Annotated in this window: 14 protein-coding genes; 5 read left to right on the top strand and 9 right to left on the bottom strand. The window is 54.1% G+C overall.

Features of this window, described 5'->3' with window-relative positions:
* From NK667_RS16185 to NK667_RS16165, 5 genes are read right to left on the bottom strand one after another with little or no spacing between them, the layout of a single operon-like run.
* Positions 1 to 3,144, bottom strand: coding sequence for an AAA family ATPase (locus tag NK667_RS16185; RefSeq protein ID WP_054615441.1), 3,144 nt, complete (start codon positions 3,142 to 3,144; stop codon positions 1 to 3).
* Entirely contained in the window at positions 3,141 to 4,973 is a 1,833-nt protein-coding gene (locus NK667_RS16180) for a trypsin-like serine peptidase (RefSeq protein ID WP_054615440.1), read from the bottom strand. The genes NK667_RS16185 and NK667_RS16180 overlap by 4 nt, the downstream gene beginning before the upstream one ends.
* Positions 4,970 to 6,061 carry a trypsin-like serine peptidase gene (locus NK667_RS16175; protein ID WP_054615439.1) on the bottom strand — a complete coding sequence of 364 codons (1,092 nt, stop codon included), beginning with the start codon at positions 6,059 to 6,061 and terminating at the stop codon, positions 4,970 to 4,972. The genes NK667_RS16180 and NK667_RS16175 overlap by 4 nt, the downstream gene beginning before the upstream one ends.
* Positions 6,054 to 7,448 carry an alpha/beta hydrolase gene (locus tag NK667_RS16170; protein WP_054615438.1) on the bottom strand — a complete coding sequence of 465 codons (1,395 nt, stop codon included), beginning with the start codon at positions 7,446 to 7,448 and terminating at the stop codon, positions 6,054 to 6,056. Before NK667_RS16170 ends, NK667_RS16175 begins: the two co-directional genes overlap by 8 nt.
* Positions 7,449 to 7,467: 19 nt before the next feature.
* Positions 7,468 to 7,902, bottom strand: a complete 435-nt coding sequence (locus NK667_RS16165) for a hypothetical protein (protein ID WP_236708604.1) — start codon at positions 7,900 to 7,902, stop codon at positions 7,468 to 7,470.
* Between the two features lie 393 nt (positions 7,903 to 8,295).
* On the opposite strand from NK667_RS16165, the gene NK667_RS16160 reads away from it, so the two are divergent.
* The 5 genes from NK667_RS16160 to NK667_RS16140 all read left to right on the top strand — a co-directional run bounded on the left by NK667_RS16160 (position 8,296) and on the right by NK667_RS16140 (position 15,726).
* On the top strand, positions 8,296 to 9,849 hold the full coding sequence (locus NK667_RS16160; RefSeq protein ID WP_152980976.1) for a hypothetical protein: 1,554 nt from the start codon (positions 8,296 to 8,298) through the stop codon (positions 9,847 to 9,849).
* Complete coding sequence (locus tag NK667_RS16155) at positions 9,846 to 10,334, top strand: hypothetical protein (protein ID WP_054615435.1); 489 nt, start codon at positions 9,846 to 9,848, stop codon at positions 10,332 to 10,334. The genes NK667_RS16160 and NK667_RS16155 overlap by 4 nt, the downstream gene beginning before the upstream one ends.
* 6 nt (positions 10,335 to 10,340) lie before the next feature.
* A complete protein-coding gene (locus tag NK667_RS16150; RefSeq protein WP_054615434.1) occupies positions 10,341 to 10,814 on the top strand; it encodes a hypothetical protein in 474 nt (157 codons plus the stop codon).
* A gap of 5 nt (positions 10,815 to 10,819) precedes the next feature.
* Positions 10,820 to 13,936 (top strand): DEAD/DEAH box helicase, encoded by a 3,117-nt coding sequence (locus tag NK667_RS16145; RefSeq protein WP_054615433.1) that lies wholly within the window; start codon positions 10,820 to 10,822, stop codon positions 13,934 to 13,936.
* Between the two features lie 1,568 nt (positions 13,937 to 15,504).
* A complete protein-coding gene (locus NK667_RS16140) occupies positions 15,505 to 15,726 on the top strand; it encodes a hypothetical protein (RefSeq protein WP_152980974.1) in 222 nt (73 codons plus the stop codon).
* Positions 15,727 to 16,099: 373 nt separating this feature from the next.
* Here the strand turns inward: NK667_RS16140 and NK667_RS16135 are convergent, their stop codons facing one another.
* The 4 genes from NK667_RS16135 to NK667_RS16120 all read right to left on the bottom strand — a co-directional run bounded on the left by NK667_RS16135 (position 16,100) and on the right by NK667_RS16120 (position 20,295).
* Positions 16,100 to 17,470, bottom strand: a complete 1,371-nt coding sequence (locus tag NK667_RS16135; protein WP_054615430.1) for a hypothetical protein — start codon at positions 17,468 to 17,470, stop codon at positions 16,100 to 16,102.
* A 92-nt stretch (positions 17,471 to 17,562) separates the two neighbouring features.
* On the bottom strand, positions 17,563 to 18,411 hold the full coding sequence (locus tag NK667_RS16130) for a hypothetical protein (RefSeq protein ID WP_236708603.1): 849 nt from the start codon (positions 18,409 to 18,411) through the stop codon (positions 17,563 to 17,565).
* The gene (locus NK667_RS16125) at positions 18,318 to 18,749 is read right to left on the bottom strand and encodes a hypothetical protein (protein ID WP_236708602.1); all 432 of its coding nucleotides are present in this window, start codon (positions 18,747 to 18,749) and stop codon (positions 18,318 to 18,320) included. The genes NK667_RS16130 and NK667_RS16125 overlap by 94 nt, the downstream gene beginning before the upstream one ends.
* 91 nt (positions 18,750 to 18,840) lie before the next feature.
* Positions 18,841 to 20,295, bottom strand: a complete 1,455-nt coding sequence (locus NK667_RS16120; protein WP_054615429.1) for a tyrosine-type recombinase/integrase — start codon at positions 20,293 to 20,295, stop codon at positions 18,841 to 18,843.
* Positions 20,296 to 20,629: the final 334 nt, after the last annotated feature.

Below are 20,629 nucleotides of genomic sequence, written 5' to 3'. Positions count from 1 at the left end.
TTAAGGCGTTAATTTCCGTCGTATGTAATTCGTTTCCCTGGCGCAGACTCCTTCGAGCATGCGCCAGGCGCTCGCCAATTCAAGCAGCGAGGGTCCGGTCTCCTCATCGGACATATTGCCAGCGACGCGGCACACTTGGGAGAGTTGCCCCAGTCGCCCACACCATTCAATCAGTGGCAAGGTCGCTCGCAGGCCATCACCTTCAGAGGCAGCCTTGAACCACTGATTTGGTTTCAAGTCACTCGGCGTAAAGTCGGAAAATAGGGAGTGGGGGTAATCAAGCAGAGAATGAACGAGGGTTTCTCGTGAATGCTTATTGGAGACAAACAATCGCAGCAATCTACGGGTCGCGGGTTGAAGTTCTGTCATCAGGCCAGGCAGGAAATCCTGAGGAGCAAAACCAGCAGCTTCCAAGTTACTTCGCTGGTTGACCCGATCCTTTTGAATGGAAAATTCAATATTGCGTGCCAGTTTTCCGGTCAGCATCGCGACTGGAGCGGGCAAGCGAATCTTCATTTCCTGGTGCATTTCCTGGTTCCGGTGCTCATTGGGGACGTCATCCCAGAGACTGACCAGTTTGCTCGAAAAACTAGGGGTCAGTGCAAGGGACTCAGCCAGAATCGGAATCCTGTCATCAGGTTTCAAGTGCCCAGCGCTCCAAAGTAGCAACCACAGCCGGGCCTCTGCTTTGGCAACGAGCGCATCTCTTTGGCCATGTTTGAATTCGGGCCCAAGCATCTTTCGCATCGCAAGCCACCCCGGATGCTTGAGTTCTCCATCAAGCAAAGCGGCTACTCCCCATGCTGCGGCAGCCCGCAAGTGAGCGGTTCTCGTACTTGATGAAAGTTTGATTGTGAATGCTTCATCATCAGGGCTTGCGATTTCATAAAACTCTCTTCGCCACAAGTGTAGAAAAGCGGTCACAGCTCTTGACTCGTCAATGCTCTCGCGACGTTGCGTGTTGGGTTCGTTGGCAGTCCTGGCACGGTATTCGAGGTCTAAATAACGTAAAGGGAGTCGCCATTGCACAGTGTCATGCAGCGCCATCAGGTGCCACACGGGAACTGGACGCTGCTCTCGGTAGAGTGCCAACGCATCTTCGGGGCGGCCTGTATCGATGGCGGCCCACGCGACCTCTGCGGTGGCGTCGCGTTGATAGACCTCCGGTAAAAACTTGAGGTCATCAACTGTTGGGCGCTGCCCCGAATGAAAGCGCGCTAAGGCGGCTGTATGGGGTGGTAGTTCATCGAACTCTCCCGCCATGGTGACGTTTACGAGACTGCGCTCACTGGCCGGCAGATCCTCGTCGGGGGCCAACAGCATCAAGCGGTGGTACACCAACTCAAGACGCGCCCGATCCGCGGGCAGGTCAGGGTCACGGATGTTGGTGTAATACTCGATCGCCTTCGAGTGCAATTCATCGACCAGCGGGCCCATGGCGCTGTCGTTGCGCAGCAAACGCAAAGTGATCTCGCGCAGGTCACGGCGATGACGCACACGGCGCTCGGATTCCTGATCCACAAGCCAGACCTGTTGAGCCAGGCGCTCAAACAGTGCAGCGTTTTCCTTTGCACCGTGGACGCTGTTTTTCAGCACGATAGGAGCCAGGACATCCCGCAACAACCCAGGTGTGATCACCCTTAATGCTAGGCCAGGATAAGCCAGCTTACGTAACGGATCGTCATCGCCATTACCCACGCGGTTGAGAATGCGTCGGTACAACACACCCTGGGTCAGGGCTTCGTTGACCTCGACACCCTCAAGCAGTGCATCTCCTGAGACCTCGGGATGCTCGAGCAGGTAACGGCTGGCCAGGCGCAGGACCAGTGGATTGCCCCCCAGCGAACTAGCTGCCTCTACCGCGCGCTTCTCATCCAGCCCGGATTGTTTCAGCAGTCGTATGGCATTGGGCGGGGTCAATGGTCCAAGCCGGTAGATGGCGCCTTCTTTAATGCGCAACAGGTTCGCCGCTGATTCGGCTGCCCGGCCAACAACGATGGCGCGAACACCTCGCATACCGACGTCATGAGTCAGATACGCCAGCCAATCGCGCAGCGCCGTGACCGCTGTATGGCCTTGAGCGGCGGCCATTTCGAATGAGTCGAGCAAGACGAGCACGGACTTGCCGGTAAAGTTGGTGCCTATGATCTCGCGACCAATCATCAAGCCGGCCTCGCCGCTGGATGACACCGCGCTCGTCTCGGTGCTCTGCTTATAGTCCGACTGGCCGCCGCCGCGTTCGAAGGTTTCGCGGATCAGGGTTCTTGCCTCGGACAGCGCATCCGCGGATTGGGGCAGGTGCTGGGCGAGTTGCCGGGTGAGCTCCAGGGTCAGGCCTGGGCCAACGGGATCAAGAGCGGGTCGGTCAAAGTCGAAATTGAGCACGGGCGTCGGGTTCTTGCGGGTCGCCAAGGCACTCGCCAGGCGGGCGACCAGCGTGGACTTTCCGATTCCGCCGGCCCCGGTAACGATCATGATGGCGCTAGACTTATCAGGGCTGTCGACGAAGGCGAGCAAGTTGCGCAGATCTGATTCGCGTCCAACCACGCCACCCGAGAGCAAGCTGCGGATTTCCGAGTTACGCCCTCGGCGTGCCTGTTCGCGCTGGACCTCGCCGATCTGCGGCCATGGTAATCCGTCCTGGCCATTGGCGTCTTTGGGCGGTGCCAGCCCTTGCAGCCAGCCCAGAGCAATGCAAAGGATGCTAAGGCGCTCGGCTCTAAGCCGTCGCAGGTCCGGCCGCCAGCCCGCGAGTAGCTTGCGCAGCACACGGCCCTGGGCGTCCTCGCGAGCCGGCGCAAAGGAGTTGAGCAGCGATTGCAGCAAGCCAGGGCGGGTAAGCACATCGGCCAATATCCGGCGGCGCGTGGTGATCGCCAACATGCGTCGGCGGCGCCCGTTGACAGTCAGGCCTTCGGTTCTGTTGATCAGTTCTGTTACGAGCATCATCTGCTCGGATTCGCGGGCGAATCGCACCAGACGATGAACATCGAACGGCCCACAAAGCGCGGCCAGCGCCAGAACCCAGGCGACCGGGTCCGAGGCTGGGTCACCCGGCTGATCGGTTGTGCCTATGGCCTCAAGGCCAGCTTTGAATGCGTCGAGGAGTTCGGCAGATTGAGCTTTTGATTCAGTCTCCATCATGCTTGTACTCCCAGATTCATCAGCAAAAAACGGGCGTAGTCAGCCGCGATAGGCAATTGTTGCTCCGGTGGGAGGTTTTCAAGTTGCTGTTGGTTTCTGTCAAACAGAGAGCCGTAGCCATTTCGCTGGCCTTGATCGGGTATACGATCGATAAGCCCGCGTGAGTAGTCCACAAATGCACTCAGGCGCACTTCCTCAAATTTTTCGTTGGTCCAGAAGTTCTTGATTTTGTCGGGTGCCACGCTGTCGTAACCCAACAAAACAATGCGCAACCAGTCATATCCCGCCACCGACTCGTAGATTAAATCCAGGCATTCCCTTAAGCCTGTGCCCTCCGACAGCGGGACGTGACTATCGTCCGGGCGTCGCAAGTCATCCAGGATCAGCCAGAACAGGCGCCCGTCGCGAATTTTCTGCAGTTTGCGAATCAACTCGGGGACCAAGGTGTTGCGCATGTAGGCCACGGCGGTGGTCTCGCCATCGAGAAGAGGAAGATCCCTTGGGGAGGGCGCACCGCAGGCTTCGATCAGCATTTGCACAAAGCCCAGAGGCGTTTGAGAGTGAAACTGCAGCGCGGAGAGCTTTACAACGCGATGTTCTGCGTTAGGCAGCAACGCTGAGATGAGGTCGGCTGTAAAACTCATGCCGGTCTTGCACCGTGGGGCTGGGCTGATAGCCAGGATGCGACTGTTGTCGCCGGTGGTCGCTTGTTTCAGCCAGTCGAGTGTCTTTTCCCGTTGCACAATCGGGTGGATGGTGCCCTTGGCGCACCGGTAAAAATAAGGTCTGACAGGTTCGCCTTCCGCAACCCATCTAGCTACTTCTTTGGCAGGAAGGCTAATGCCCAAGGCGACGTTCCTCGCCGGGTCCGAGCCTATCGCTTCGCCAGTGTGTACCCCAACGACCTCGAAGTTGGTGTTGAAGCAAGGTGCACCGGAACTGCCTGGTTGTGAATTGACCGAATGCAGAAATGCCGTTGAGCCAGTGATAGGTTCTTTGACCAGTCCATCATGGTGGCATAGGGCGCTACCCTGGGGATGCTGGATGATCAGTAGCGGATCATTGTGGAAGGGGGCGGCGCTTTGCATGTGAAGCGGGCGGGCGTAGGGGAGCGGTGATCCGGCTAGACGGACTAGGGCATAGTCCGGCTTATCGATATCGGCAGTGGCGACACCGCCGGAGTTGCTCAGGGGGGCCTCATGGGCCAGCAACCAATTCTCTACAACCTTGAATGGGCGGGGTTTGAGGCGCACACGCACAAGATCCCTTTCGATGAAATCGAATCGGTCGTCGAACAACACCTCAATTCGCTCCCATGAATGGGGTTCCACGGCGCCTCCCTGGATCAGCGGGGCTTGATTGAGGAACACATGCCCGGCTGTCATCACCATGTCGGGGGGCACGAGCAAGCCGGTGCCTGCGTGTTGTCCGTCGATCACAATGCGGCAAATATAGTTTGTGACATAGATCAAACCCTTTGCATGCAAAGCGGTATGTTTGAAGGGCGAGTCCTGTTCAACCATCTTCTGCCAGCCCACCAGCCTAAGACTTGGGGTCTGCCTGGTGGCTGCTGCAATGAAGTCGCGTGACACCACGCGTTCAGCCACACATTGAGTGCAAAGCTCCGTAAGCCATTTCCCAAGGCGCGCGTAGGCAAAGGCGGCAGCGATTCGCTCCTTCAACGCTATGTTAGAGGGGGCAACCGCATCATAGGCAATGGTTGTGTCGCCCCCGTCCTGGGCTGCCGCGAAGCACTCGGCAAAGGCCGAATCGCCCGCACAGACGTGCTCCGCCAACAGCCGGTCGTCGTCGCTGATGACCACACTCATTGAACGCACGCCAGTTCATGTGCCAGGTTGCGTACACCTGATCGACCACCAAAATGCAGACCTATCACTTTCCAACTACCTTCCAGATCAACGATGCATGAGCCGGAACTGCCGCCGAGGGTGGAGGCGTCATGGCTGAAGCAGCGGGGGGGATTACTGTCGCCAACCAATTGACCGTGTACCAGGTCCACCAGGCCAGGCGAGACGCGTTTTACCTCAAACACGTCCCCGAACAATCGCAGCAGAATCTGGCCACCCTCGGTGCCGGGTTGGGGCCTGACGGGAAAGCCGACCGCAAACACGTTCTTGCCTGAATGAAGACTGGCGCTGTCCCGTTCAATCTCCAGAAAAGCCGGAAGCGCGACAGCCGCGGTGTCTGCCTGCACTTCGATCAACGCTAGGTCAAGCAAGGCCGGATTGCTGGTTTGGCCGATCTCATCGGGTCCGCATTCAAGTACGCGGACTGGCAGTGCACGAGGTGCCAGGGGCTCGGTCCTGGCGCGCTCGGCCCCGAAATCGATGATGACACCTTCGTGGAAACGCCACTGGCCGGGGGCCTGATTGTCCGGTACGGCGATGCATTGCAGCACATGGCGATTGGTGAGCAGCCCCGTTTCAGTCAGAAAACCGGTACCCACGGTGCGGATCGGCCGCTCCGGAATGGCGGAAACAATGCTGATTCGGGCCACGGCCCTTATGACTTTGCGCAGTTGCACCGGCTCCTGCAAAAGCCTGACCTGCCACGACCCCAGCGTCGGATCCAGTGCGTCGATACTGTCGTTGCACGTCATCACCGAAGGCCGGGATCCGTCGGCATGGATGATTGCTTCGATACCGACGCGCATGGCGCTGGTCAGCGGTACGGCGGCGCCAGGGGCAATCGCATCCAGGCCACGACTTGCATCGATCAGCAACTGACGGCCTGCGGTGTCACCGCTAAACCCGCGGGCGTTGATCAGGGACGCCAATCGTTCAAGGGAGGCCTCGCGTCGCGCGGGGCTCAGGTTTGCAGCGCCGAGTTGACTCTCCTGGCCCGTTGACAGTGCACCCGCGGCAAGGCGTTGCCGAAACTGCTCGATCTCAGTCATTTGCGGTGACCACAAACGGCAGCGGCTCCCTCAGGCTCGGCTTGCCTTCGAAAGTAAGTCGGTAAAGTCCAGGGTTTGAGGTGATATTGGCAAGCAGAGTACTCAGCCGCCGCAGCGGCGTGCCCTGGTAGGCAAGGGGCAGACGGGTGACAGTCAAGGGCTTCAGACTGTCTGCGTCCAGGCGTTCCAGGACTAGCTCACCAGCGATCATATCGATCGGCGGCGCTTCATCCGCCTGGCTTCGATTGACAACCTGCAGCGTCAATTCGACTTCCTGGCCCATTGAATAGGTTTGACGGTCCAGCGAACCCGACAGCAGGTTACCTTCTAGGTCCAAGTTGTCCGCGTTTTCCAGGGCCGTGCCAGCATCACCGCCCAAAAGACGAAAGAACGCTCGACGAAAAGCAGAGCCCTTGAACACCGTTGAGTGTTCATTGATAACAATCTGGCGCTGCCCTTTGCTCGGCAATGAACTGTAGACGGGCACGGTTCCGTCGCCGGAGTCGTCCGTGAAGGTTAGCCGCGATTGCGAATGCTGAACCGCTTGCCCAGGCGTATGAACCACATTGACTCGCGTGAGGGTGCGGTGGCCGCTACCGGCAAAATAGACATATCGCACATGCTCGGGGCGTTGCTCGCGCGCCAGCACCTCATGCACGGCGCGAGCGCGCTCCAGCAATTCTGGGACCAGGCCCAGGTCTTTTGCGCTATCGGCGTCGTAGGGATCTACGCTGGCCAGGTCCGGGCTGTCCATTGACCAAATGGCCGCCTCATCCGGGGCCGGGATCAACTGGTAGGCCGAGGGGTACGCCGGATTATTGGCCAGCTTGGCAACGTCAGCCGCGTTAAGCCCTGCGACGCCATCCAGGCCGAAGATACGGGCCAGTGCCAGCGGTGCTCCAAGGTGGGGCGTGGCCAGGGTGACCAGCAGCCGGACGCTCTTGAACCAGGGCCTTTCGTCGTATTTTCCGCCTTCCAGCAGCAGCCGGGCGACCATCCCGCCCATGGAGTGTGCCACCAGGGAAATACTGCGGGCGCCCTTTGCATACTCGGCCTCGATACGCTGCGCGAGCAGGTCGGCGGTATGAAAGTTATCGAGTCGCCAGTCGTAGCCAAACTCCACCCGACGCTTGGCGCTGTCGTCGTGGGGATACTTAAGATCGTCTAGGTGAGTTCGCAGCAGGCTGTAAAAGTTATAACAGGCGACCTTGTCAATCGGACTGCCGGGCTTGAGGGCGGGGTCCATCAACTTATCCAGGCGCTTGTACCTCAGCGCCGCCTCGGTCGGCGTTGGCGGCCAGACTTCTTCTTCTGTATCGCCGGGATTCTTTGCCGGGAGAACCAGGCTGGTGCCCATGATGCCAGGGATCAAAATCACGACTTCCATTGTCTCTTCCTTTTGGGTCTTAACTATTAGTTTGCCGCTGTGCGAAATGGATTGCACTCGTGATATCCAGTGATATCGAAGCAAAAGACTTCATAAGCAAAGGCTCCGGCAGCGCCCAATCCCATTTTTCGCGCAGCATGTTTTCCACATCGGCGAGAGTCGAATCGAGATCGCCTGGGTCCAGGTCACCTACGACATTGAGTGCAGTGTTTGCCTGAACGATGTTCGCGTCAATCTCGATAGCAAGACCCGCGTTATTACAAGGAAGGCCCACATGATTGAGCAACAGGCGTAGCGCATCGTTGGCGTAATCACCTATGTGTCGGTTGTGAGTTGACTGGTGAACGTGGGAGGTTGGGACTTCTTTTCGGGGGGACTCATACCCTGTTGATCCTCTGAAAATGACACTGCCAGCTTGATGATCGTTCGTCCGTTGGCTTTGGATAGAATCCAATAGCCTTGCTTTGAATTGACCCTTTTTTCGCTCTTGAAATACCCCAAAAACAAGTCCAGGATTGAGTCTTTTCCTGCTCAGGAAAAAACCCCTAGACTTCAATGGATTGGACGCTAGATGCGAGTCTCGTTTCCCGATCCATACGCATACGCAAAAATGCCGCTCATTTGAGCGGCATTTTTTTTGTTGCGCCAAGCATCGCGCGTTGCGCGTGAGGCACTGAGCTTTGATTGTGAGTTGGAGGAGGGTTTGTCTACAGCTAAAATTGGTTCACGCTTGACCGTGACAGTGTGCCGCAGTAACGACTCTCATCTTGCCCCGTAAGCTTTTATGCATGAGGCCGATGCTATAGGCTATTGATGTCGATGAGCCATCCCAGGGAAGGAGTCTCCGTTGTCTTCATTTTTAGATCAGTTGCTTGGTGCCCTGTTTGCTCCGTCTGCTCCGGGCAACTCCAGACATTCTGGATCGACGCCGTCCTACACCCCGCGCAGCGTTTCGGAAGGAGATATTTTGAGCGGGTCGGTGGACTTTGTGGCCGAAACCTTCATCAAGGTCTCCTGTGATGGCATTAAAGCCGTCATCTTCCGAGCTGAAATGGCTGAAAGTCGAATCAGTCATTGCGAAGATGTGGTTCAGCAGGGGCAGTCCGTCGAGTTCTTGCTGCTTGCACCCAGCGAAAAGAAAGCTGGCGAGTGGAAGGGCAGTTTGTCTGCCGTTCGTGAGGCGCGCTTGCGCCAGGTTGTTGCGCGTATGAGTGTAGGCGACCAGGTAGTCGCCGTCGTCGTCGATATTTTGCGTGCTGGCGTCAAGTTGGATTGGAACGCTCATGAAATATGGGTGCCAATGCAGGAATTGTCGTGGGAATGGATCTCCCACGCTGGCGAAGTGGTGAGATTAGGAGCGAGCGTAACCGTAAGCCTCCAGCGACTGGAGTGTCCCTCTGGATGGCTGAAGGATCGCAAACGCAAAACCAGATTGGAAGGAAGCCTGCGCGCCTGTGTACCAAAGCCTGACGTACCGACGGTTAAAATGCCCTTCAGCGCAGTGCCCTTTGAATTGACAGCGGTCGCACACCGACCGTCGGACTTCGACAGTGTCCTGTGTTTTTTTTTGGAGCGACTCTGTGAAGGGGTCACGATGGGACAGTTGGGGGCCGTGACGGGTTTCCCGCTTAGCTCCGTACAAGCGATTGGTCTGGTGATGGCGCAAGTCGGCTTGCTTGAGCAAGGGATACCCACTCTAGCCGGTCATCGTCTTGTCGAAGCGGTTGCCCTGGAGCGGGAGTCGAGGGTGAATGCGGTATCAGGTTTCTTTTTGAGTGCTGCTGATGAGTCCAGACGAATCGTGTTGCAAGCCAGCGCTCACTCCTCCCCCGAGGATCAAGTGGGTTTCCCCAGGCCCCCCTACGATGCAACGCAGGAGCGCCGGTTCTCGCAGCTTGGCGGCAAAGCCGTAACCGAGTTGGTCTTGGAGGGTATCGCCAGCGCTGCGCAAAGAGATCAATTGCAGTATTTGCAAGATGATCCCCGTCTCAGGATTTGCGTGTTACGAAAAAAGTCCTGGAAGACAGTCTATGTTGACGTCCCCATTGATTGGTTGCTAGGTGGGCTGTGGAAATCCTTCGATCCTCTAGGACCTCGTGCCTGGAGGTCTGCGGACAAACCTCGACGTAGTTGCCGACAGGTTTTGATAATTCGAATGATCATCAAGTGCGCTATGCACACCCATGATAATCAACGGCAACTTATTGAGACGATGGTTTATTACGAACCGTTGACGAGCACCTTTTGGTTGCAAAAAAACACCGACGCCTTCAACGAAAAACTATTGAATAACGTGGTCAGCCCGATCCCATATATCGACCTTTCTGTGCTCATTCCCGGATTCTGCAGCGACGAGCCGTACAGCATCGATCACCAATGGTGCAGGATGACGATCAAATGAAGCAGACCCTGATATTCATGACTCACACCGCCCGCTATGCCGGCCAATATGGGTTCAAATCGGCAGTGGCCAAAGCTGGTGCACGGGTAAATCCTGCCTTGATGGTCTTGGAGGCAGCAGGTGCTGTGCTCGAAGCGGTCAACTCATATATCAATCTTAAGAATGCTGAGGCTCATCGCGACGGATTGAAAAAAACCTTGTCGAGTGAAAGCAACCGGCTGGCCATACAGCGGCAAGAGTTAGCCCTGATTCTTGAGTCTGCTAAGCGGGACATCGAACGACAGGCCGATATCAATCGTAGGATTAGTGAACTCGTCATCGCCTGCGCAATAAGTTGTAAGGGGGCTTTTGAAGAGCTTCTGCATATCCGTCAGTCGGACCTTCCTGATTTGGATGCCTTCGATCGGGTCTATGAGCAACTTGAAGAAGCACACGACCATTTACGTCAGGCACTGTCGAATTTGAGCCAGGATGATGAGGAGTAAAACAGCATGGCTGGAAAGTTGAATCTACCGAAGGTGTCGAGTGTCGCGAAGTCAGCCACAGCGTCAGTTGAGCGCGATGCACATACGCTGGAAAAACTCACGATCGAGACGAGCGCCAAGAACTACGCACACAAAATGCAGACGGCGCAGGCAGCGATTGGGTTAATCGGGCAGTTCGTGGAACTAGGCAGTGCCTATATCAGATACAAGGATACTGAGGCGCAGTGGGTGCGTCGGGCACAGATCTCTTACGCCGAGTTGGAAAAGGCAAAGGTGCAGTTGGCCAAGACCCAATCGGACAATCAGATCAGGATGAGGGACCAGGAACAGTTGGACGAAATCCTTCAGCGAATCTTCGATTTTTTTGATGAGCAGATGGGACGGTTGAAACAGATCCCTCTGCTTTCTCCCGAAGAGAACCAGATGCGGGCTGTCTTGCTCGATCTTACGGGAAAGATGGTCGAACTCAGAAAGGGTTAAATCACGTGTTACTTTTGCTACTGATGGGAATCACGCTGGCTGCCTCGACCGTCACTTGGTGGAACGGTGAACTCACCGCGGAGGTTAAGCGCGAGATCGCCGATCTGGAGCGCCAACTTGAGGTTATACGCGCAGCCGACCGAGCTAAGCGTTCAGGGATCGTAAACGCTTATATCGAACGTCTGCTGGCATTGGTCGCAGGCGAGCTTGAAGGACGCAACTCAATCGCCACGGAACTGACGATCTGTCGGGACAAGGCCGTACAAATTGTTAGCGAACGCTTTGGCGGGGATGAAAGTGTCTCCTTTCGTCAATGCTTGTTCGAACTGGATCTGGCGCTGGGGCAAGTACAGGCTGAGCGAGCTTACCTTATGTTTGTACAGCGCATATTGCCTGAGTACGCACGACGCTTTCTGGAGGGATATTCGGATGATTTGCCGGGCACCGGCATTCTCGCGCTTCCAGTAGACTTTCCTCGCGAGGGGGGGCTTGTCACCCTAGCGCAAGTACGGGAAGGGTGGTTGCACGGTTATCGTCTGACAGCCACTGATGCTCCCTTCGTGGTCGATCGTCGCGGCTTGCTTGTCAGCGTTGACCACCAGCACCGCTCTGCTGTGGTCTGCGCCGGTGCGGGAGCGCTGTTCGAGGCTGCTACTTTCGATGGCGGCCAGCAGATCAGCGCTCAGGTGGTCGATCGCGACGACCATGGCATTGTGCTCCAGTTTCAGGCAGCAGAGTTGAGCTTGGTCTGCGGATGGAAAGATCATCAAGATTTGCAACCGGGTCAGACCGTTGACGTTTTCCCAGATATCTGGAGGTTACAGGACATCGCTCGCTATGGCGCAAAGCGCTTGCGGGTACAGCGCCACCAGCGTGTAAGCGGAACCCGGGAGCGCTGGTCACCGATCCCCTTGGCAGTCAGCGATGAGCAGCTGCCGGCTTTGGTAGAGGCGTATCAAAAGATTGAAGCGAGCGGCGATATGTTTCGCCGTCTTCGCATTCATGTTGCCGATTCAGGACACATCGCTTTTTCGTTGGGCAAAGTCACAATCTTGACGCATGTTGATGAGCACAAGAGCGCCTTTAGGGTTCAAAGCATTGCGTATGACCTCCCAAAATCGGCAGTGTCGTTAGGTTTGCATGCGGAGCTGACTGTTTTTGTCATCGGTGGTGCAGATGAGACCAATGCCGACCGATCATTGTTCATGCCGTTTGTTCTGGCGCTTCACCACGAGTTGGACGCACACAAGGCCATGCTGTCACAACGGCAAAGTGCCTCGCGTTTGCGAAAGCTCTCGTTAATTTACCAAGATCAGCAGCAGCATTACTCTGATGTCAATTCCTGTGGCTTCGTCGCAGCACGTGCCGACGGCGCAGGGAGAATTGTCGAAGGTGTGTTGGTTGGACGCACTGAATACTCATGGCTAACCCGCGATAGCAAGGATGCCGAACCTCGTCTCCGGATATCCGGACAGTGGCAGGCTTTTCAAGTAGCCAGATTCGAGTGGATTGATCAACCGCTCGGTGCCTGCAGACTTGAGCTCAAACTACCCAAGGGCATGCGTTCCAAGGATATTGATCACTCATCACTCAATCGCCTTGAACGGGCCATGGAGGGTAATCAACAGGAAACTTTGTCGCGCGCCCTTGAAAATGCGGTGCTGGGGAAATTTGCGTCCGCGAACGTCCGTGACACGCTGATGGGATTGTCTCCAGAGGTCGTTACGCATCAACACAAGGGGCGCGATGAGGTAATGGCGCTGTTGCAATCCAAGGCGAATGTGGTTGCGATCTGGGGCCCACCTGGTACCGGTAAGACGACCCTGATGGTCGATTGGCTCAAAACCATTTTCAAGCAAGGGTTGGAAACGCAGTGGCCAAGGATACTGATTACTGCCCCCACCCATGTAGCGGTCGACAATCTTCTTAGCCGACTGCGCAAGGAAGTACCCTGGCTGGAAGAGGAAATTGTCCGTTACGGCTCGGCCGACCGCATCGAGGGCACGCCAATCGAGACGCGCTGGCAACCCAATCTTTTGAAGTCGGTGCGGGGGGAGGGCGACGAAGAGGAAAACAACGGCGAACTAAGGCGTGATTGGCTCAAGCTCCTGGACGAGCCGTCGGGATATTCCAGTGCGTCAAGATGGTTGCTCGGTCCAAGGAAAATCCATGCCGTCACGTGCGTCGGGATGGCGCGTCAGGATTACGCGCTGAGTAGGTCAAGCTTTGACATCGCGATAATTGACGAGGCGGGGAAGGCATTCGGTGCCGAACTTCTTTTACCAGCCGCTGTTGCTCATAAAGTCGTGCTGGTGGGTGACCACAACCAGCTTCCGCCGACCGTGACATCGGAAATGCTTTCTGAGGAGGTGGGCTACCGGTTACCTCTAAAGGAGGTTGAAGCATTGCTGAAGGAAAACATGTTCCAGCAATGGTTCGATCAGTTGCCGGCTGGCAACAAAGGGATGCTAACGGTGCAGCACCGCATGGATGAACACATTGGTCAGTTGGTGAGCCGATTGTTTTACGACGATCAACTGCAGTCCAGTCGCCACCAGCCAGGATGGACTCTCACTCGCAAACGGACGCTGTTTTTGGACTTCTCAGAGGTGACGTCCTACAAACACAAGAAAGTGGGTGCTTCGAAATCCAGCGTCAACGGTACTGAACGGGCAGCTCTGTTAGTGTTGATACGGCAATTAGCTAAGCGCAAGGAAGCCCAGGCTTTTAAGTTTTTAATCATTTGCCCCTATGAAGCCCAAAAGGAATCGATAAAAGACGCTTTGGCGCAGGTCAACCTGGGTTTTTCTTGCGCTATCACCACGGTTGACGCCGTACAGGGCGATGAAGCAGACATCGTGATTCTACTGTTTACGCGCAGTTCTGGACCCGTCGAGTTTTTGTTGGACAGAAATCGAATCAACGTGGCTTTGTCCAGGGCACGTGAGGCGGTCATCATCCTTGGACATCTGCAATGCTTGACCAGAGCGGGTCAAGGACCGGTAGCGGAGTTGATTACTCTGGGGACTTCGCTGCAGACGCTGGGTCACTCTGTTATCGACCCAACTTTGGGATTCAATAAAAGCATCGGGAAGGCCGTTTTTCCGGATTGGCGTGGGTAGAATGAGCGCGGTCAGCGCGCCCGAATGGCCGCCCCTTCACCCATACTTTGGCTTTGCTATGTTCATGGTGGCCAACAGGGGAATGATGTTCAGTGCAACAGGACGCACAGGATGGGGTACCCGTCCGCGCCTTACGCCGCATCGTCAGCATGCCTGATGGCACGCAGGCCACGTACCCCAACGAAGCTATACAGAACAATATGCTGCTTGGCACTGTGCGGCGCATTGGACCCACTCGGGTGACAGATGCCACTTTGATCCTGTGCGACAACCTCAGCCCCCCTTCCGCTATCGCAATTGCAGGACGTGATCATTTCCCTCAGAGGTGTGAGCCCGAATGAATGCCTATAGCGGACTTTCGCTCATAGGGGCGCAGATATTCGCAACGCCTGCGCTTGTCGAGCAACGTCGGCCGGCGGAGGGGGTTACAAGCTTTGGGTGTCTGGTTCACATACAACACCCGGCTGATGCCGGCTTATCCAAATCATATCGTTATCCCCCAAACGCCACAGCTATGGGCGCGCAGCATGAAGCTGCGCGTCATAGTCGACGCTGGCAACGATCGACAATGGCATTGGCCGAGCACGACCCCGACCCCGACCCCGACTATCGCGTACTGGCGAGCTTGGCTTCGATCCAGGATTGGGCGTTGTTGCGCCAGCGCTGTAGGAGGGTGGATTCGGGGGGGACATTTCGATGTCCGGAGTTGGTGGTTGGATGGAAGGAGAGGACAAGTGCTGGTGGAGCGGGCCTTGTGGTGACGCTTTGCCGGCGTCTGGTCGAGATGCTAACAGGTTAGATCCTGCAAGCATGTGTCGTGCTCGGTACATCCATTTGAGCAATCATCTGCAACGAAAGCTTTATGCAGGCTGTCGCTGATGACCAATTTTTGGGTGGTTTGACGTAGGGCTGTCAGATGGCGCTGACCCTCAGCATTCGACGACGAAGAACCGCCAATAGCTAAGCTAGCTCAAACCTTGGTTAGTAATTAGAGGCCTTTACAGATTGTAATTAAGATCCTACTATGGGATCTAATCGGATTCTGGAGGAGGATTTCATGCGGTCTAAATACCCTACGCCTGAGACGGTCGCCCTGAGGCTAGCCGTGCTGTTGAAGAGGTCTGAGAAGACACGCGCTCGCGTTAGTGAAAAGACCCTACGCATCCTTGCGGGACGAAGTACTTTGCGCGAGTCTTTCGTTGTGAGCGTTCGAGATGCCCTTGAGGACTTAGGTGTGGTGTCAGTTCGCCTTGATCGGGGCGGGTATGCGCTAGTTGCGTCATCAGCCTTAGAGGGCGCTCCCTCGGCTCTTGCAAAAAATCTAATGCCTGAGTTCAGAAAGCTTTCTGACGACGACCTATGGGGCGAACTCGACCTGCCTGATGGCGAAGTTGACGAATAAATCTACTGCCGGAAATTTAATCACTCCCTCGATTGTGTACGCAAACGCAGGTAGCGTGGCGATCGATAAGTTTGTGCTATTCGACGTCCGACTGCTTTAGGCCAACCAATTGATGAGTATGATGACGTCGCTCAATTTTTTATTTACTTGAAGCAAGGGGCACACTATGGATAAAAATCAGCAAGTGTTTTTAAATGCCGCATCTGAAGGGGCCGATTTTCATAGCCTGGGTAACGGATTTAGTGTATTTAAAACCTCCTATAAATGCCCGCATTGCAAGCGTGCCAATCTTGTAGCTGAGACCTATGAGCAGCCAACTCGACGCGCCCTCAAGGAAGTAGATGTTTCGTGTCCCGCTTGTGGCGAGAAGATTTCCCTTCGTTATTAGTGGGCAGAATAAGAAAGTGCAACGGCCCTCGCTAGGGCGCGCGATAAGATGATGATCACGGAACTCCAACGTCCAGCGTGACTAACACTAAACTCGCGTTCAGCAGTTCTACCTTTAGGCTTGGCGGCAATAGCCTTTTTATTTAGTCCTAGCGCCATTAATTACGTCCAGTTTCAAAAGTTCGTTGCACTCATTGGGGCTGCGTGCCGCAGCCTTTAGCTTAACCGTGAGGCAGTGTCCGCAATGGGTATATTGCCTATTTTTTGCCATCGGCAGCAATCGGCCAAAACCGTCGATTTCCTTCGTTAAGCGGAAAGTAATGGTTGGTTATAATCGCAGGGCGATCGCCGACTGTTTCCGTTTAGGTAACTTGTTAGCTGTCTGACGATGAGGATGGCCAAATATTTCTTGAAATTAAAGTGTAGCTTTTTTGCTGGTTGTCAATAGTTTTTGAGGCAGTATCATAATGATAATGCGACACCTCGTAACGTTCAAAAGTACCTGGTGGGAGTTTATTTATTGCGTAAGGGTTGTGAAAAATTTGTAACCCGTCAAGATGTGTTTCGAAGTGTTTTGCATTCTCCGTTATCTCCATTATCAAGCCTCGTTGCTCGTGATAGCGACTGGATCTTATATCTCTAGCTAATGAAGTCTGCGTGATAGCTTTTCCTATAGTGGCTGTAGTCGAAAAAATGATGGCGCTAATTTCCTTGTATTTGTTATTTGTGAATATTCCAAGTTCGAGAGGTACATTTTCATTTTTTATGGCGACAGGAACCTCAATGTCAACAAAGTCATTGTATTTATCAATTCCTTGTCCATATAAAACTCTGTTTATTGCTTCGTTGTTTTGTATAAAAAACATCGATTGTTCGAAAGGGGCTATCGCAACAACAAATGGTGTACCCTTGACATGTTCATATTGTGAATACGTCTGAAAAAATTTTTTATGCTTACTGTTTATTGCATTTAAAATCCTTACACAAGCAAAATTTAAAAAATCATCATTGCGTTTGAATTCCTCTCCGCTCCACTCAGGGGCAGAATTATGAGCGTGGTTTGCCGTTACAGCTTCAATGTTGATGATTTCCCCATTTGGGTTCTTAACTGTAAAATCAGGGCTGGCTTTAGAAAAGTCAACTGTCATATTTAAATCTTTAAAACATTGGTATAGATAAATCTCCCAAAAAGACGAGTTAAATGTAGTTTGAAATTCATAGTTAAATTTATTGTCTCTGTCTTCAAAGCCACTTGCCCAGCGAGATAATACATCACATATAGGCTTGTTTTCTTTTTCTAATAAAAATTTGAAGTGAGGATGGAGAAGGCTCTCATTATCAACTAGTATTTCAAAAAGGTTTAGAGGTTTCGAGGCGGCTTTAACTTCTGAGCTTTTATAAAATCGTCCAAATTTATAATGGTGGGCTAAATATTCAGCGATGGATATTCTCACCATCGCCGCCGTATCAACCCCTACTTCCTGAGAAAGCGCTATGGTAATCGTAACTAGAATCTGCTGAGGCCCAGATTCTCCATCAACATCTTCCCAGCTTTGGTCCATTGCGCCAATGTAATCATTTTCATTAAAATAAAAGCTTTTAATTCTATCTCTAACAAAGTCATTTCCATTTCTTGCTGCATCGAGTTCTTCAAGAATGAATTGCAAAGCAATCTTTCGGCTATCCTTTTTGGAGTCAATAGTTTTAATTAGTATCGCTACTGTTGAATCTATGATTTTTTGCACTAGTTACCTCATGGAAATAATGAATGGCGTCGGCTGTGAAAGTCGGGTCAGTGTTACCTACTACGGACGACAATAGTGCCGCGGATCGGCAACTATTCAGGCCACCAACCTTTTTCCACCTGACCGTAGTGTGAGCCACTGAACCAGCTTTCTAGCTGAACGTCCAAGGTGGTGATAAGTGCCAGATTCCCTTGCATAGGATCCAGGAGGTCGGCCTGTTTATGAGCCCAATCAACCCATGTCTGCGCCATTTCTTGTTCTACTAGTGGGGAAAATTTCAGGCGATTTTCCACCCCTTTTATGAAGGCTCTTAAGCGCTCGGCGCGTTCCCATAGCTCTGTATGTTTAACGAGGTTACGTCTGAGGCGACGCTGAGTCTCTGAATTGCGGGCGCGTTCAAGACGACGTCTCTCGTCTTCAGCCCATTCACGTTCTCTTGCCTCCTCCTTCTCTCGGAGGGCACTGATAGAAACTGATGCGGAACTCAAGCCCGCCAAGATGCTAGAAAGTTTTTTCTCGAGGCTTGCGGTCTTGGTGTCCTTCCAGTTTTTCCGTTCTCCGTAATCCATCCGCGCTTCGATTTGAAAAGTCAGTTCGCCCGTTGAGGTCCATTCAAATTGCGGGCTTCGCAGGGACATGAAATTAGGCTCCCAAGGAGCACCAGGGCGTCGTTTGGGGGGAGGCGGTGGCGGTATCGGATGTTTGTCTAAACGCTCCATGAGTCGCACGGCCATCGGCTCGCCGTTAACAGTGACAATGGTTTTTCCTTCAGCGTTGATCTTCCATGAATAACCCTCAACCTCACTCTCTTTGATCAGCGCATCAAAAAGGATTGCGCAGCGTTCGATCAATGTCGCGAAATCATCACATTCAAGACTCGCTTGCCTGCGTAATCGAGGTAGCCGTCCTTGAGCTTCGACGTTTTTGCGCTCTTTAGCCATTGACTCACTAGCGCGTGAGGCTCGGTCAATTCAAAGGGGGCTTCAATCGTTCGCCGGACTATAGAGTTCGAATCAGTGCCAGTCTTGGCGGGCAGAGTGTCACGGTCGAGAACCTGGAATCGGACCTGACCTTCGGCTGCAGGAGGCTTGGGTTTGCGCTGTCGCTGCTTTTCAGATTTTGCCCAGTGGCCACGGCCTGGGAGAGGGATACTGGCTTTGCGGCAAGCTTTGGCGACGGCGACGTCTGAAACACCAATGTCGTGGGCCAATTTGACCATGGGCGTTTCCCATACTTTTTCGAACAGTTCCTCAACGGTGAAGCTCACGAATTTGTACATGAAGTCTGTCACCTTTGTTCATCGCGAATTTTAGGTCACAACACGGGTTGTCGCGGATGTTAAATTCCGAAGAGTTCTGGAAGCAACACCCTTATGAGGGAGGCCACGTCTCTGTAACCGCGAACGCTGGAAAAGACAGCATCGACACGGTTGGTGGGTGCTCGTAGGTTGAGGACAGCACGGCACTGAGTCGATCACCCAACAGGTTCCAGGCGCGCTTCTTCTCTTCGGCATAGTCATGGTGCAGGTAGTGGCGCCTCACCCGAGAGCCGGCCAGTACATGGTTTTGGCAGCGATCAATGACATCTAAGCTGACTCCCAAAGCCTGCATCATGGTCGCGCCCGTGCGGCGCAGGTCATGCGGCGTCCAGTCGCCGCTCTGGCCGTCAGCAAGGACCAGGGTATCGTCGTGACGCCGTCGTGAGAGAGCCTTGCGGTTTTTGAATCGAGCCTGGCGATCGCCTACCTGCTTACTCACCACTTTCACATCAACATGCTGATCATCCTGCTTGTTCGGAAAGCACCACCGGGAGTCTCCCGTGAGGGTCTTGAGTTCCTGAAAGAAATGCAGGGCAAAGGGCGAGAGGAAAACATGGTGGTCTTGTTTCTTGCCCCGGGAGCCTTTGACATTTTCGCTCGGGATAAACCAGGTTTGCTGGTCCAGATCGACATTTTTCCATTCGGCCTGCAGCAACTCGCCGATCCGGCACAAGGTGCCCAGGCTGATCCAGAGCGCAAGTTGGGTTTCCTTCTTTAACGGCCGAATGCCCTCGTATTTTTGGCCGGCGGGGAGGGCGTTGTAGTCGATAGTCATTTGCTGGAAGCGGTTATGCAGGTCCAACAACTCACCAGGCGAGAGAATACGGCTTCTTTCCTCTTGGTAATCAGATGGGATCAGCTTATTAATCTCAATTAGGTTGGTCGGGTTACCATCAACCAGCAGAGCCCGCCAGGGCTGGCGCTTTTCTGCCCATGCAAACATCTGAGTGATATCGGCAAACAAACCAATGGCCTGTCGATTGGCCCCGCGACCGACGACGGTTCGCACGACGCTCCGTAAGTCGTGCTCATTTACGGAAGACAATGTTTTGTTTTTCAGTGTGGGGTACAGGTCTTTGGCGAAGCGTCGGCGCAGTTCAGCGTTACCGTCTTTCCTCGCTACGCCATTCAGCAGCCATTTTTCTGCCATGTCTCCTAAGGTCAACTCCTTTGCCCTGAGCGTTTCGGCGGCGACAAGTTGAGCGTTGAGCTCTGCGCGGGCTCTCGCTTTTTCGGCTCGTTTATGATCGTTGGGGTTCACTCCAGTCGCCACAAGATCGCGGGCGATGTTCCGTATTTTGCGTATTTCCGGCAGCGGTGTGCCTGGCCATGTCCCACACGAAATACCGGTGAATCTCCCTTCCCATCGGAACTGGTAATAGAACGCGACGGTGATACCTTTTTTCTTGAGTTGGACCTTGCCAGAGAGACCGCCGTCTTCCCTGACGACTCGACCTGCGTCGTTTGCGTCTAATGATTCCAGTTCTTTGGCAGTGAGTTTGGTCATGATTTTTATCCTCCCAAAAAATACCCCCACGTTTACCCCCACAAAGACGTCAGCTACCGATGGATTTCGCTGGATGACGTTAGACATAGAGGAGTGCTGGAGCCCCTGTAAATACTAGCTTGGTTGGTTCTTTTTGGGTATTTTGCGATCTGCTGAAATTTTCCAGGAACTAGCATGGGGTGCTAGGGGTCGAGTGTTCGAATCACTCCGTCCCGACCATATTATTCAAAAGGGGTCGCGAGATTTTATCTCGCGGCCCTTTTTTATGTCTGGTCGTTTTTACCCCCACAAAACGACTGTTCCTGTAGCCGCCAAAGCACCTCAATGATGGACG

Origin of the sequence: Pseudomonas nunensis (genome assembly GCF_024296925.1) — a bacterium.
GTDB classification, from domain to species: domain Bacteria; phylum Pseudomonadota; class Gammaproteobacteria; order Pseudomonadales; family Pseudomonadaceae; genus Aquipseudomonas; species Aquipseudomonas nunensis.
The sequence above is the reverse complement of the archived record's forward strand: the minus strand, read 5'-3'. Positions and strand labels throughout refer to the sequence as shown.